The organism is Bacillus sp. AM1(2019) (assembly GCF_009906915.1).
Taxonomy (GTDB): Bacteria; Bacillota; Bacilli; order Bacillales; family Bacillaceae; genus Bacillus; species Bacillus velezensis.
Map to the genome: position 1 here is coordinate 859,063 of NZ_CP047644.1, position 14,699 is coordinate 873,761.

The 14,699-nt window shown below is 47.7% G+C and carries 13 protein-coding genes; 11 read left to right on the top strand and 2 right to left on the bottom strand.

The genetic code is table 11. The features are described from left to right. Positions 1 to 34 precede the first annotated feature (34 nt). Positions 35 to 682 (bottom strand): hypothetical protein, encoded by a 648-nt coding sequence (locus GNE05_RS04405; protein ID WP_012117085.1) that lies wholly within the window; start codon positions 680 to 682, stop codon positions 35 to 37. A gap of 64 nt (positions 683 to 746) precedes the next feature. After that, entirely contained in the window at positions 747 to 1,706 is a 960-nt protein-coding gene (gene corA / locus GNE05_RS04410; protein ID WP_012117086.1) for a magnesium/cobalt transporter CorA, read from the bottom strand. 106 nt (positions 1,707 to 1,812) lie between these two features. On the opposite strand from corA, the gene GNE05_RS04415 reads away from it, so the two are divergent. From GNE05_RS04415 to GNE05_RS04465, 11 genes are all read left to right on the top strand, one after another. Then, a complete protein-coding gene (locus GNE05_RS04415) occupies positions 1,813 to 2,676 on the top strand; it encodes a DNA-3-methyladenine glycosylase family protein (protein WP_160182489.1) in 864 nt (287 codons plus the stop codon). A gap of 128 nt (positions 2,677 to 2,804) precedes the next feature. Further along, positions 2,805 to 4,205 carry a 23S rRNA (uracil(1939)-C(5))-methyltransferase RlmD gene (rlmD, locus tag GNE05_RS04420; RefSeq protein WP_160182490.1) on the top strand — a complete coding sequence of 467 codons (1,401 nt, stop codon included), beginning with the start codon at positions 2,805 to 2,807 and terminating at the stop codon, positions 4,203 to 4,205. Positions 4,206 to 4,996: 791 nt separating this feature from the next. Continuing rightward, positions 4,997 to 5,296, top strand: a complete 300-nt coding sequence (locus GNE05_RS04425) for a YfzA family protein (protein ID WP_160183189.1) — start codon at positions 4,997 to 4,999, stop codon at positions 5,294 to 5,296. Positions 5,297 to 5,986: 690 nt separating this feature from the next. Continuing rightward, complete coding sequence (locus tag GNE05_RS04430) at positions 5,987 to 6,970, top strand: tRNA dihydrouridine synthase (protein WP_160183190.1); 984 nt, start codon at positions 5,987 to 5,989, stop codon at positions 6,968 to 6,970. Positions 6,971 to 7,126: 156 nt separating this feature from the next. Further along, the gene (locus GNE05_RS04435) at positions 7,127 to 7,606 is read left to right on the top strand and encodes a DUF6884 domain-containing protein (RefSeq protein WP_160182491.1); all 480 of its coding nucleotides are present in this window, start codon (positions 7,127 to 7,129) and stop codon (positions 7,604 to 7,606) included. A 276-nt stretch (positions 7,607 to 7,882) separates the two neighbouring features. Next, positions 7,883 to 8,884, top strand: coding sequence for an acetoin:2,6-dichlorophenolindophenol oxidoreductase subunit alpha (gene acoA, locus GNE05_RS04440; protein ID WP_160182492.1), 1,002 nt, complete (start codon positions 7,883 to 7,885; stop codon positions 8,882 to 8,884). Between the two features lies 1 nt (position 8,885). Further along, a complete protein-coding gene (gene acoB / locus GNE05_RS04445) occupies positions 8,886 to 9,914 on the top strand; it encodes an acetoin:2,6-dichlorophenolindophenol oxidoreductase subunit beta (RefSeq protein ID WP_160182493.1) in 1,029 nt (342 codons plus the stop codon). Positions 9,915 to 9,928: 14 nt separating this feature from the next. Continuing rightward, the gene (locus GNE05_RS04450) at positions 9,929 to 11,122 is read left to right on the top strand and encodes a dihydrolipoamide acetyltransferase family protein (protein WP_160182494.1); all 1,194 of its coding nucleotides are present in this window, start codon (positions 9,929 to 9,931) and stop codon (positions 11,120 to 11,122) included. A 14-nt stretch (positions 11,123 to 11,136) separates the two neighbouring features. Beyond that, positions 11,137 to 12,516 carry a dihydrolipoyl dehydrogenase gene (gene lpdA / locus GNE05_RS04455; protein ID WP_007408527.1) on the top strand — a complete coding sequence of 460 codons (1,380 nt, stop codon included), beginning with the start codon at positions 11,137 to 11,139 and terminating at the stop codon, positions 12,514 to 12,516. A gap of 106 nt (positions 12,517 to 12,622) precedes the next feature. Then, the gene (locus GNE05_RS04460; protein WP_160182495.1) at positions 12,623 to 14,431 is read left to right on the top strand and encodes a sigma-54-dependent Fis family transcriptional regulator; all 1,809 of its coding nucleotides are present in this window, start codon (positions 12,623 to 12,625) and stop codon (positions 14,429 to 14,431) included. Between the two features lie 65 nt (positions 14,432 to 14,496). Beyond that, complete coding sequence (locus tag GNE05_RS04465) at positions 14,497 to 14,679, top strand: H-type small acid-soluble spore protein (RefSeq protein WP_003155535.1); 183 nt, start codon at positions 14,497 to 14,499, stop codon at positions 14,677 to 14,679. The last annotated feature ends 20 nt before the right edge of the window (positions 14,680 to 14,699 follow it).

A 14,699-nucleotide genomic window follows, 5' to 3' on the forward strand; every position in this document is an offset into this window, starting at 1 on the left:
AATAAAGTTTTCCACCATTATACATGCAAAATGGTTAATCTGCTGTGTACAGGATTGCCACTTTCAGTTCAGGTTCTGAAGACCATCCGGAGTCTGAGGCGGCTTTCCCCTTATAAAATCCGGTAAATCGGGTTTTGATGATTGTTTTTGAACGGGGTTTTACAGTGAACGTTTTTGATTTGAATGTGACGTCCTTTATGTTTTCTGATAAATCCGGGGTGACAGAAATGGTTTGTTCCCCTTTTCCGTAATGATTGATATAAAGCGTGCAGCTCATGCCCGCTCTTTTTCGCTCAACCAGATGACTGCATTCGCTGCGGTGCTTCAAATATTCGACAGCCTCTTTTTCGGGCGCGAACTGTTTTAAGGAAAAAGCGGCATATTCGGTGGCAGGACTGATACCGGAAGCGGCCCCCATACTGAGAAAGATCAGAAACAGCCCCGCCGCGGGAAGCGTCCGCCTGAACGCGGCGGCACACCAGATTAACGCCGCAAAGTAAAGCACGACCCCGGGAATGACGGAGATATGGGCTCCATCTTCCGGCCAAGAGGAAAAGCCGAGTAACTCAAAGATGTAATCAGACACCGTACGGCCGTTATACAGCGGGGCAATGGACATGACACTGAAAGCCAGGAGGACAGAAGAAATGATTCTGTGAGAAAGGATGGTAACGGCGCACACCTCTTTACGTTTTTTTTCCAGACTATCATGTTTTCTCAAAAAAAAGAACAGCCGGCAGCCGTTCTTACTTGAAAATATTAAACCAGCCTTTGCGGGCGAACCAAAACAGCATGGCGGCCACAAGAACGGCCATTACGCCCAAAACGATAAAATACCCGTATTTCCAATGAAGCTCAGGCATGTTATCGAAATTCATGCCGTAAACCCCCGCGATGAACGTCAGCGGGATAAAAATGGTCGAGACGATGGTTAATGTCATCATAATGGCGTTCATCCGGTTTGAATTCAGCGTCACATAGCTGTCCCGCAAATCTGACGTCATATCACGGTTTGACTCGATCAGCTCAGCCAGTTTTAACAGGTGGTCATAAATATCGCTGAAATACGCTTTCGTTTCACGGCTTTCTTTTACATGGTCAAGGCTCAAAATCCGGTACATTAAATCGCGCATCGGAATGATCGTCCGCCTCAGGTTCAAAAGATCAGTCCGCAATTCAAACACTTCATTCATTAAAGTGCCATAAGATTTATGGGTTCTGCTGTCTTCAATTTCATTCAGCCGGTCTTCAATTTTGTACAGCACGGGGAAATATTCATCGACAAGCTGATCCATCATCATATAAGTGATGTGCCCGGGCCCTTTTTTGGCTAATCCCGGAGAAGCGAAAAACCGTTCTCTCACCTTTGAGACGCCGGGCGATTCGTGCAAATGGAAGCTGACGATGAAACGGTCGGACTGAAAAATGTCCACCTCTTCCATTTCCAGTGTGTCAGGGTTCAAAGCGTGGAGCACATAAAAACGGTAGCCGTCATAATGGTCGATTTTCGGCCGCTGCATATGCTGAAAGCAATCCTCGATCGCAAGCGGATGAAAGTGAAAATAATCACGCAGCAGCTCGGTTTCATGCATCTCAGCGCCGAAAAAATCAATCCAGTACCATGCGATGTCCGGTTGTTCTGTACGTGATAGGGGGATATTATCTAATATCTCATTATGTGTTGTGATTGCGGTTATATGTATCATAAACAACCCTCCGCCTGCCATTATATCATGCGGCGTTATGAAGAAAAGTATACGAATTGCCGCCCGGCCGCTTCATGATATACTTGGACAAAAAGGGGTGGAGCATATGTGGAAGGAAACGGTTTCGGTCACGCCGCCGTATCATTTTGATAAAGTCCTTGAAAGGCTGTCGCTCGATCCGCTGAATGCGGTCGATCTTCATGCAAGATCAATCAAAGTGCCGCTCAGAACACGGGACGGCAAACTGTCCGTCATCACGATTCAAGCGGAAGGCACCGCCGCAGACCCGGTCTTCCTCGTCAGCGGAGAAACGGACCGGGAGGAGATGATTGAACGGATCAAACACATTTTTCAGTGGGAGCAGCCGCTTCAGCCTGTGCTTGATCATTTCTCAAAAACAAATCTGTCGGCGCTTTTTGAGGAGCATGCGGGAACCCCGCTCGTCTTGGAATATGACGTCTACAACTGTCTCATGAAATGCATCATCCACCAGCAGCTCAACCTGTCCTTCGCTTTTACCTTAACGGAACGGTTCGTCCATGCCTTCGGTGAACAAAAAGACGGCGTCTGGTGCTATCCCGAGCCGAAAACGATCGCGGCGCTTGATTATCAGGACTTGCGAGAGCTCCAGTTCAGCATGAGAAAAGCGGAATATGCGATTGACATTTCACGGATGATTGCAGAAGGAGCGCTCAATCTGGCGGAACTTTCTCATTTATCGGATGAAGACATTATGAAAAAGCTGATCGCCATCAGAGGCATCGGCCCGTGGACCGTTCAAAACGTGCTCATGTTCGGTCTCGGCCGCCCGAATCTGTTTCCTTTGGCGGACATCGGCCTGCAAAACGCCGTCAAACGCCGCTTCGCCCTAGAGGATAAACCGTCAAAAGACGTGATGCTCCGGGTAAGCAGCGAATGGGCGCCGTATTTAAGCTATGCGTCCTTGTACTTGTGGAGAAGCATTGAATGAAAAAAGGAAACTTCCAGTGAAAAACATGAAGGAACCGCCGGCTGCATGTTATACTGAAAAGATGTGATATTTCAAATCAGCCGTTTTCCCAGGAGGAAGGCTTTATATAGAAACGGAGAGAAAAAAACGTGAATCAACATCAAAAAAAGGCGCCTGCCGAATTGAAAATCGGACAGACATTTCCGCTGACCATCAAACGTCTCGGCATTAACGGAGAGGGCGTCGGCTATTTTAAGAAAAAAGTTGTCTTCGTACCCGGCGCTCTGCCCGGTGAAGAAGTCGTTGCCGAAGCGACAAATGTGCAGCCGAAATTTTCAGAAGCACGCGTCAAAAAAATCCGCAAGCCGTCTGAACACCGCGTCACGCCGCCATGTCCGGTCTACGACCAGTGCGGCGGCTGTCAGCTTCAGCATCTGGCATACACCCAGCAGCTTCGCGAAAAACGCGACATCGTCATTCAGTCTCTGGAACGTCATACGAGATTCAATGTCGAAGAAATAAACATTAAAGATACGATCGGAATGGACAACCCTTGGAATTACCGGAACAAAAGCCAGTTCCAAGTCGGACGCTCGCAAAGCGGCAGCATCATTGCCGGCTTATACGGACTTGATTCCCATAAAATCGTTCCGATTAAGGAATGCATTGTCCAGCACCCGGCGACAAACAAAACAACGGGTATCGTCCGCCGTATTTTGGAAAAACACAACGTATCCGTTTATAATGAACGGACCAAAAAAGGCGATGTCCGCACCATCGTGACGAGAGTCGGTTTTGAAACAGGCGAAGTGCAGGTCGTGCTTGTCACCGCGAAAGAGACACTGCCGAATAAAGACGAGATCGTCAAAGCCATTCAGAACCGTCTGCCGGAAGTGAAATCGATTATTCAAAACGTCAACGGCGCGCGCACATCCGTCATTTTCGGTGACAAAACAAAAGCGCTGGCCGGAAGCCATGCCATTCAAGAAGTGCTCGGTGACGTGTCATTTGAACTGAGCGCCCGCGCCTTCTTCCAGCTCAACCCTGAGCAGACGGTCAAGCTGTATGACGAAGTGAAACAAGCGGCTCAGCTGACAGGAAAAGAAAAAGTCGTAGACGCGTATTGCGGCGTCGGTACGATCGGCATGTGGGTTTCAAACGGTGCAAAAGAGATCCGCGGCATGGACGTCATTAAAGAATCAATTGATGATGCGAAGAAAAACGCCAAAAAACACGGCATCAAAAACGCGGCATATGTCACAGGAACAGCCGAGCACTGGCTCCCGAAATGGACGAAAGAAGGCTTCCGCCCTGACGTGGTCATCGTCGACCCGCCGAGAACCGGCTGTGACAGAACATTTTTAGATACCATCAAAAAAGTAAAACCGAAACGCTTCGTCTACGTATCCTGCAATCCTTCCACACTGGCGAAAGACTTGCAGACGCTGTCGAAGGACTATCGTGTCGAATATATTCAGCCTGTTGATATGTTTCCGCAAACGGCTCATGTGGAAGCCGTGGCGAAGCTTGTATTAAAATCGTCTAACTAAAATAAACAATTCGTAATCAGACCTGGATTTCGGTAAATTAAACAATTCCGATTTCCGGGTTTTTTCATGTTTTGCCCTTGTCCTATCTATCTTTTGTCTTTATTTAACTGATAAAAAGAGTTGAAAAAACGTATGGAAAAAGCAAGTGAAAAACAGCCAAGTAGGCTGCTTTCTATTAACACTTTCTTTTTTCCGTTTGGAACCGGCATTACAGACAAAATATGAAGATCTTGTTGTGAACCAGAAGCAATAACAAGTCGTTCAAGTTACGTTAATAATTGTAATTTTAGTTAATGTTTTGTAAACTTCTTTCTTAAAGAATAAAGTCCCGACACTCATCGGCACATCTACTATTGGCGATAGTTGTAATAAATGATAAAAAGGAGGTGAAACCGAATGAGAGATATTGGAACCTCAACAACTGAACGAAGGTTCTGAAGCAGAAGCTGTAAAAGGCAAGGTTGCTTACTTACACTAATCACAACGGCAGTTGGCACATCTACTATTAGCAACAACTGTGGATAATAGATCAAACACACTAAAAAAGCATGTTTGGTCGTTATACATGATATGAAAGCCTAAACAGGAAAAAAGGACCCCGATTATTTTCCTTATTTCCAAAAAAGGAATAAACCCGAGGCGGAAACGCAAGTGATAACAACTATTACAGTAATACCTGCGATGGTTATATCCTTAATAAGTAATTATCGCGACAATCATGCTTCATACTATAATGATGTTAGATTGTCACTTGGCTAAAAAGTATTGCAGAAAAGGAAATGGATAATGAAATGGATAAAGTAATTAAAAAACGGCCGTTATATAAAAAAAGTTGGTTTCTCACGGTTTTGGCATTTTTAGTTTCACAGCTTTATTTTAATTTTGCAGAATTAACGGGATGGGGTCCTAATTATAGAGAAATGAATGGATTCCCAGCAAACATAGCTGAACTGGATTTCTTTCAAACATATCTTTCATTCTATGATAATCCATGGTTTAATATTGTCACTGTTTTCTTGGGGGTTTTCACTGTTATACAAATCATCACAGGTATAACAAAGGATATTCGAAATGAAAGCAATAACTTCTGATGCCTTATTTAATGATGAAAGAAACTTTCTTATTAATCTTAGGAATGAAGACTGCGGCACTTAGTCAGCAGTCTATTTTATTGGTTTTGGATCAGGATTACCGAATCGTAACCTTATCCAAACATTTATAGATGATTTCTGTGGCACCTTATAAATGTAATTATTTATTTTTTTATGCAGATATTTTGTTTATAAGTAATAACTTTAAAACTAAAACGTTATAAAGATATTGACATATGGACAATTATTTTGCATTGGTAATAGGGAGAACTCATATGATATTCTATTTAGGTTGGAATCCTTTTGTCCAAAAAGAGCAAAAGTAAGGCCGCTAAGAAAGATGAAGGTCAGCGCTACTATTAATAAACCACAATATAAATAAAAAAATAGGTGTAGATAATCATCACACTTTTTTCTCTCTCAAACCCTTTTAAAGGTTATGGCTGAGTTGATCAGAAATGAGCGATATGGGGTTAACTATAGCGATAGTCTATTACGTTAACTCAATTAATGCGTTCTGCTTCAGTTTGCATTTCACATTTTCACGTGTAAAAAGTGAAATGTTCAAAATTTACTATCGTTTGATAAGAAGTGCTGACACATGCTATAAGTGTAAAAGAAGCATGGTCAGTTTTTAATTTTGGGATCAAGGTTTGGCTGTATCCCATCATGAAAGGATTTGGATTTGTTATGACAGATAATTTCTGGCGTGAATTACCGCGGCCATTTTTTGTACTGGCACCAATGGAAGATGTGACGGATGTCGTTTTTCGCCATGTTGTGAGTGAAGCCGGCAGACCTGATGTGTTTTTCACAGAGTTTACAAACTCAGAAAGCTATTGTCACCCGGATGGGAAGGATAGTGTGCGCGGCCGTTTGACTTTCACGGAGGATGAACAGCCGATGGTTGCCCACATATGGGGAGATAAGCCTGAAAACTTTCGCCAAATGAGTATTGGGATGGCGGAATTAGGGTTTAAGGGCCTTGATATCAATATGGGCTGTCCTGTACCTAATGTGGCGGGGAATGGAAAGGGAAGCGGCCTGATTTGCCGTCCTGAAGTTGCAGCCGAATTAATACAGGCGGCGAAAGCAGGAGGTCTGCCGGTAAGTGTGAAGACCAGACTTGGCTACACGGATATAGAAGAATGGCGCGGCTGGCTGACACACATACTGAAACAAGACATTGCGAATCTTTCCATTCATCTGCGTACAAGAGCGGAAATGAGTAAAGTAGATGCGCATTGGGAGCTCATCCCGGAAATCAAGAAACTTCGTGATGAGATAGCGCCGGATACCCTATTGACGATCAATGGGGATATTCCTGACCGTGAAACCGGCTTGAAACTCGCTGAACAATACGGTGTTGACGGGATTATGATTGGACGAGGCATTTTTACTAATCCATTCGCCTTTGAAAAGGAACCGAGAGAGCATAGCAGTAAGGAGTTGCTGGATCTTTTGAGATTGCACCTGGATCTTCATGATGAATATTCAAAAGCAGAAGCTCGAGCATATAAACCGCTCCCCCGCTTTTTCAAGATATATCTCCGCGGATTCCGTGGAGCAAGTGAATTAAGAAATCAATGCATGAATACAAAGTCAACAGATGAAGTGCGTGCATTGCTCGATGACTTTGAGACAAAGTATCTTGATGGGATGAAGCAAGAGTGACATAAACAACTCTTCATCCGGCCCGGATTTCGATTTGAATTCCGGGTCTTTTTGTGTGCAGTTTTTACCCAGACAGATCCATGGCCAGTTTCGTCATGCAGAAATAAACGAATCATGGTACATTGATAGGACATACATCATAAAGGGGAGAGAAAAATGAAACGACTGTGCATCATCCCCTGCGGCAAGAAAAAAATTTGGGATGTCCATTCAGATACAGGTCCGGTAAGGGCGGAAGACGCTTATCTCAGCCCGTTTCATCAGGCGTGCGAGCGATATGCGAAAGCATTTTTCGATGAGTGGGTGATTTTGTCGGGGAAGCACGGATTCCTTCGTCCGGATGATATGGTTCCCGGAAATTACGATGTCACTTTTGGAACCGGTCATCCGGAGATCATGGCAGCGGACGAGCTGCGCCGTCAATTTCATGAAAAAGGCTTTTCCGACATCGAAGAGCTTGTCATGCTTGGCGGGAAAAAATACCGAAGCGTCCTAAACGCCGTCATCGGAGAGCATCAGCATATCACCTGGCCTCTGTCATCGTATAAAGGCATTGGCTACATGCTTCAAGCGCTGAATCGGGCTGTTGAAGAAAAGTATGAACTGCAGCACGTGGATATGAAAAAAAGAGTGTAACCACTCAATCGCCACGATAGACTGTATGCAGAAGAATGAAGCAGTTAAAAGATTTCCGAGGAAATAAATATGTCGATCATTGTCAAAGACAGGGTGATGCCCGGTCTTTTTTGTATGCCATAAAACGAGACAAAGGGAACAGATCGAGACAAAATGAGACACCTGTCTCAAACCGTCTCCATTGTAAAAATAAAAACATTCATTTTACGGGCTCCAAAGGCTGGCATGCTTCTTGCATTTATAAGTGTGAACCCTAAATAGAAGGAGGCGCACAAAATGGAATTGTTAAAACGAGAAGGCTTGTCATTAACTGAGGAGAAAGCGCTGTGGATGTACCAAAAGATGCTGGAAATCAGGGGCTTTGAAGACAAAGTGCATGAACTGTTCGCGCAAGGAGTGCTTCCCGGATTCGTCCATTTGTATGCCGGTGAAGAAGCGGTAGCTGCGGGGGTGTGCGCTCATTTAGATGATGGCGACAGCATTACAAGCACACACAGGGGACATGGCCATTGTATCGCCAAAGGCTGTGATCTGGACGGCATGATGGCGGAAATATTCGGAAAAGCGACCGGACTGTGTAAAGGCAAAGGCGGTTCTATGCACATTGCGGATCTTGATAAAGGCATGTTAGGCGCAAATGGAATCGTCGGGGGCGGATTCACGCTCGCATGCGGATCAGCGCTCACGGCTAAATATAAACAAACTAAAAATGTAAGCGTTTGCTTTTTTGGGGACGGAGCCAATAACCAAGGCACTTTCCATGAAGGGCTGAACTTAGCGGCAGTATGGAACCTTCCTGTCGTGTTCATCGCCGAAAACAACGGCTACGGCGAAGCCACGACATTTGAGTACGCGTCGGCCTGTGATTCAATCGCCGATCGGGCGGCTGCCTACAACATGCCGGGGGTCACGGTGGACGGAAAAGATATTTTAGCAGTTTATCAGGCAGCCGGGGAAGCGATAGAAAGAGCAAGAAACGGCGGAGGCCCGTCTTTGATTGAATGTATGACTTACAGAAACTACGGCCATTTCGAAGGGGATGCCCAAACTTATAAAACAAAGGATGAAAAGACTGAGCATCTTGAAGAAAAGGATGCCATTCAAGGCTTTAAAGACTATCTTCTAAAAGAAACAGATGCAAATAAACTGTCAGACATCGAACAGCGTGTCAGCGAATCGATTGAAAAAGCCGTCTCGTTCAGCGAAAAGAGTCCATATCCGAAAGAGTCAGAGCTGTTGACAGACGTCTACGTGTCATATGAAAAAGGGGGAATGTGAGATGGCGAGAGTCATAAGCATGTCGGACGCGCTCAATGAAGCAATGAAGCTTGCGATGAGAAAAGACGAAAATGTGCTTTTGATCGGTGAAGATGTCGCCGGGGGAGCGGCGGTCGATCACTTGCAAGATGATGAAGCATGGGGCGGTGTACTGGGGGTCACAAAGGGGCTCGTACAGGAATTCGGCAGAAGCAGGGTGCTGGACACACCAATTTCTGAGGCGGGCTACATGGGTGCGGCCATGACTGCGGCATCCACGGGGCTGAGACCGATTGCGGAACTGATGTTTAACGATTTTATCGGAACGTGCTTTGACCAAGTGATCAACCAAGGGGCGAAATTCCGCTATATGTTCGGCGGTAAAGCGCAAGTGCCGATCACCGTCCGCACCACATACGGAGCCGGATTCCGGGCAGCAGCTCAGCATTCGCAGGCGCTGTATGGCCTGTTCACGAGCATCCCGGGTCTGAAGACGGTTGTGCCGTCCAATCCATATGACGCCAAAGGTTTGCTGCTTTCGGCAATAGAAGACAATGATCCGGTGTTCTTCTTTGAAGACAAAACGTCCTACAACATGAAGGGCGAGGTGCCGGAAGATTATTATACAATTCCGCTCGGAAAGGCGGATATCAAACGCGAAGGCAATGATGTCACGCTCTTTGCGGTCGGCAAGCAGGTCAATACTGCGCTTGAAGCGGCTGCGCAGCTTTCTGAGAAAGGCATCGACGCCGAGGTGCTTGATCCCCGGAGTCTGTCTCCTTTAGATGAGGAAGCGATTTTCACATCGTTAGAAAAAACAAACCGGCTGATCATCATTGACGAAGCCAATCCGCGCTGCAGCATCGCCACGGATATTGCTGCGATTGTCGCCGATAAGGGCTTTGATTTGCTTGATGCGCCGATTAAACGGATTACAGCGCCGCATACACCAGTGCCGTTTTCGCCGGTGCTTGAAGATCAATATTTGCCGACACCAGACCAAATTGTCAGCGTCACGCTTGAATTGCTTGGCGAGCCGGCAATGAATTAAAGGAGGGGTATAGAATGGCTGTAAAAGTAGTAATGCCGAAGCTGGGAATGGCGATGAAGAAAGGTGAAGTATCCGTCTGGAATAAAAAAGTCGGCGACCCGGTTGAAAAGGGAGAAAGCATCGCCAGCATCAACTCGGAAAAAATAGAAATGGAAATAGAAGCGCCTGAAAGCGGCACGCTTCTTCATATTAAAGTCAAAGAGGGAGAAGGAGTCCCGCCGGGAACGCCCATCTGTTATATCGGGGAAAACGGCGAAGAAGTGCGGGAGAAGGAGGCGCCGGCTCCTGAAAATGCAGGGAAACCGCAAGCTGAACCTGAACATATTCCCGCTCCCAAAGCCGTGCAAAAGCGTAAACACCGCGTGAAAATATCTCCCGTTGCCCGAAAAATGGCGGAGAAAGCCGGGTTGAAAGTTGATACGCTGAACGGGACGGGGCCCGGAGGCAGAATTGTAAAAGCTGACGTCATCAAGGCCATGAAGACGGAATCTGAACCGCAGTCTTCGGTTCAGACGGCACAGCCGGAGGGAAAACCGGCTTCAGCGATGAGAAAAGTGATTGCAGACCGAATGCACAAAAGCCTGCAAAACAGCGCCCAGCTGACGCTGACGATGAAAGCGGACATTACGGAGCTTGTAAAATGGCAGCAGCAGCTCGCCGACAGCGCGAAAAAGCGGAGCGGTGTTAAACTGACGGTCACACATTTCGTATCCCGGGCCGCGGTGCTTGCGCTGAAACAGCATCCTGAGCTGAACAGCTCTTATCAAGAGGAGCGGATCATCACCTATCCATATGTCCACCTCGGGATGGCGGTTTCTCTTGAAAACGGTCTCGTCGTGCCGGTGATTCGGGATGCGGAAAAGCTTTCATTCCTTGAGCTTGCGGATCACATCAGCACATCGGCACGCCGGGCGCGGGAAGGCAATGCTTCCGGAGATGATCTGCACGGATCGACATTTTCTATTACAAATCTCGGGGGTTACGGAATTGAGCATTTCACCCCGATTCTTAATCCGCCTGAAGCCGGTATTCTCGGAGTGGGCGCAAGCTATGAAACGCCTGCGTTTAAAGGAGATGAACTTGTCAAAAGCACCATGCTGCCGCTGAGCCTTACCTTTGATCACAGAGTATGTGACGGCGCACCGGCTGCGGACTTCCTGAAAACGGTCAAAGCGCTGCTTGAAGAGCCGGCCGGATTGATTTTATAGAGAGGGTGAAGAGATTGACACTAGCCATTATCGGCGGCGGGCCTGCCGGATATGCAGCTGCCGTGACTGCCGCGCGGAGGGGAGAAGAAGTCGTTCTGATCGACAAAGGGCCGCTCGGAGGCACTTGTCTCAATGAGGGGTGCATCCCGACAAAGTCGCTTTTGGAAAGCGCGAATGTGCTCGATAAAATCAGGCACGCAGATACATTCGGCATCGAACTGCCGCAAAACATTACACTCAATTGGGCCCGCATGCAGGGGCGCAAACGGCAAATCGTCAGCCAGCTCGTGCAGGGAATTCAATACTTAATGAAAGCAAATCAGATTAAAGTCATCAGCGGGACAGCTTCATTTCTCACAGAGCAGACATTGCTTGTTGAAGGAGAAGGAGGCGCAAAAGACATTCTGGAAGCGGATCGGATATTGATTGCATCCGGATCTGAACCGGCGGAGCTGCCGTTTGCCCCATTTGACGGCGATTGGGTGATCGACAGCAAAGACGCGCTTTCTTTACAGCAAATTCCTTCTTCTCTGCTTATTGTCGGGGGAGGTGTGATCGGCTGTGAATTTGCCTCTTTATTCAGCCGGTTTAAAACGAAAGTGACGGTGATTGAATCGGCTGACCGGCTGCTCCCGGCAGAAGACGGAGAAATCGCCGCCGTTTTCGAAGACTCTTTAAGAGACAGCGGGGCTGATATTCAGACGAAAGCCGCCCTTCAGCGGATTGACAAAGAAAGGAAAACCGCCGTGTGGACAAAAGACGGCAAAGAAATTGAGGCTCAGGCTGATCACATTTTGGTTGCAATCGGGAGAAAACCGCGTTTGCAAGGCCTGAATCTGGAGCAGGCCGGCATCCGGTATTCTCCGCGCGGTATTGAAGTCAATGACCATATGCAGACCAATGTGCCTCATATATACGCGTGCGGCGATGCGGCCGGAGGAATGCAGCTCGCGCATGCCGCCATTCATGAAGGAATCACAGCCGCCGCGCATGCCTCGGGAAAGGACAGCAAAGTCAATATGCGGGCGGTGCCCCGCTGTATTTATACATCGCCGGAAATGGCCGCTGTCGGGCTGACGGAAACACAGGCGAGAGAGACATACGGAGATGTGAAAATCGGAGAATGCTCATTCTCTGCTAACGGAAAAGCGTTAATTAAACATCAGCATGGCGGCAAAATGAAAATCATTGCCGAACCTGAATTCGGAGAAATCGTCGGCGTGTCAATGATCGGGCCGGACGTGACGGAATTGATCGGTCAGGCGGTCATGATGATGAACGGTGAAATGACGGCGGATATGTCGGAGCACTTTATCGCGGCGCATCCGACTCTGTCAGAAACGCTTCAGGAAGCCCTGCTGAATGTCACCGGACTTGCGGTGCATTCCGTATAACCGGAATACCCTTTCTCAGATGAGAAGGGGTATTTTTCGTTGAAAGCGCTTTATTTTTACCCTACAATATATGAAAAGATGGTCTGAACAGGGGGGAGCGAATACAATGAATGTCATTCGGAATGATTTTAAAACCTGGAAGCGTTTTGTGAAAGAAGGCGTGCTCGATGAATCCCGTATTCAGAAGCGGGTGGCCGCCTCATGGCACCGCTGCAAAAAAGCCGACGTCAACCCTTATCTAGAAAAGGGGCCGAATGTAATGCCGGCAGATCATTTAGAAAGGCAGGCCGAAAAGCATGCGTTATTTTTAGCGGCCTCAACGCCGTATGCAGAAAGAATGAAAACGGCGATGCGGGAAATGGAAATGATGGTTCTCCTGATTGATTCTGACGGCGTTGTCCATTCAGTTGACGGCCACCCGCGCACCATTCATGAAGCGAACCGCATCAATTTCTTAAAAGGCGCCCGCTGGACGGAAACGGCCGTCGGCACGAATGCGATCGGGACGGCTCTTTATACAAATGAGCCGGTCATGATACACGGTTCCGAACATTATTCTCTCGCTTCTCATCAATGGAGCTGTTCCGCCGCGCCGATCCGTTATGAAGACGGGCGGCTGGCGGGTGTCATTGATATTTCCTGCCCCGCCGCCCGCGCTCAGCCGTTTATGCTCGGAATTGCCTCCTCCATCGCTTATACGGCGGAACGGGAGCTTGCCCTAAAGATCAAAATGACAGAACTTGACATGATCAGCAAGTTCGCCGGGCTTACCCGGTCTCACGATCCGATCGTGCTTTGCAATGAAATGAGCCGGGTTATCGCCGCAAGCCGTCCCGTTCAGCATTTTACCGGACATATGCTGCGCGAGCTTGAGGAACAGGGCTATCACATCAAGCAGGCGAAGCGGGAGGAGAACGGCTACACATGCGTTTATTTATCCAAACGAGAAGAAAAGCCGTCTTTTATATTCCATGGTGCGGCAGGCAAAAGCCCGTCATCCCGACATATGCTTCAGCAGCTGGAGCTTGTCGCCCGAACGGACGCAACCGTTTGTCTTACGGGAGAAACCGGGACGGGAAAGGAGGTTGCCGCCCGGGCGATTCATAACAACAGCTCCAGGAAAAACGGCCCGTTTATCGCCGTCAATTGCGGAGCGGTCCCCGAAAAGCTGATTGAAAGCGAACTGTTCGGCTACTCGGAAGGCGCCTTCACCGGGGCCAAACGGAAAGGACATAACGGCGCTTTGCAAAAAGCCGATAAAGGCACGCTTTTCCTCGATGAAATCGGAGAAATATCACACTCCATGCAGGTCGCTCTGTTACGGGTGCTGCAGGAACGGAAAGTCACCCCGGTCGGCGGGACAAAAGAGATTCCCGTTGACATCAGAATCATCACTGCCACCCACACTGATCTGAGACAGCTTGTCCAATGCAAAAAGCTGAGAGAAGATTTATTTTACCGGCTTCACGTCTGTCCGATCTACCTCCCTCCATTAAGAGAACGCACCGAAGACATTCCCGGCCTCTTCCTTGAATTTCAGCGAAATCGCGCCTGGCGGGGGGAGCTTCCTGATGACTTTTTAGACCTATTAAAGAGCCGGAAATGGCCGGGAAATATCAGGGAATTGTTTAATGTATTTGAACGTCTTTCCGTCATGTTCCCGGACGGACGGCTGTCAGAACACCCCATCGCAGCCCTGCTTGAAGCGTCAGGTCTTAAAGAGGCGGCCGAGTCTTATGAACAGGAAGAAGCGTCCCCTGTCTCCATCCGGGAGCACATTCAGAAAAACATCATCGTAAACGCGCTTGAATCAGCGAAGGGGAATGTCACGCTGGCCGCCAAAATGGCCGGAATCCCGCGGAGCACGTTTTACAAACGCCTCAAAAAATTCAAACTCACCACCGGACAATTGTAAGAAACAAGCATACTTCTCTTGGCTGCCGGACACGTTATGTGTGAGGCCTAAAGGAGGTTTGAGACGTGAATACACAGCGTGCGAAAGACATTTCAGAATCCGCCGCCATGGCGTATGTGACGTACGAAGGAGTTCCGATTTATATTCAGCATGTCAACGAAGACAAGGAAACAGCCAGAATTTTCCCGATCGGAAATCCGCAATTTGAGCAGGAAGTACTGCTTTCTGATTTACAAGAGCATTTTTGAGAATGGGTCTGCTGATGACA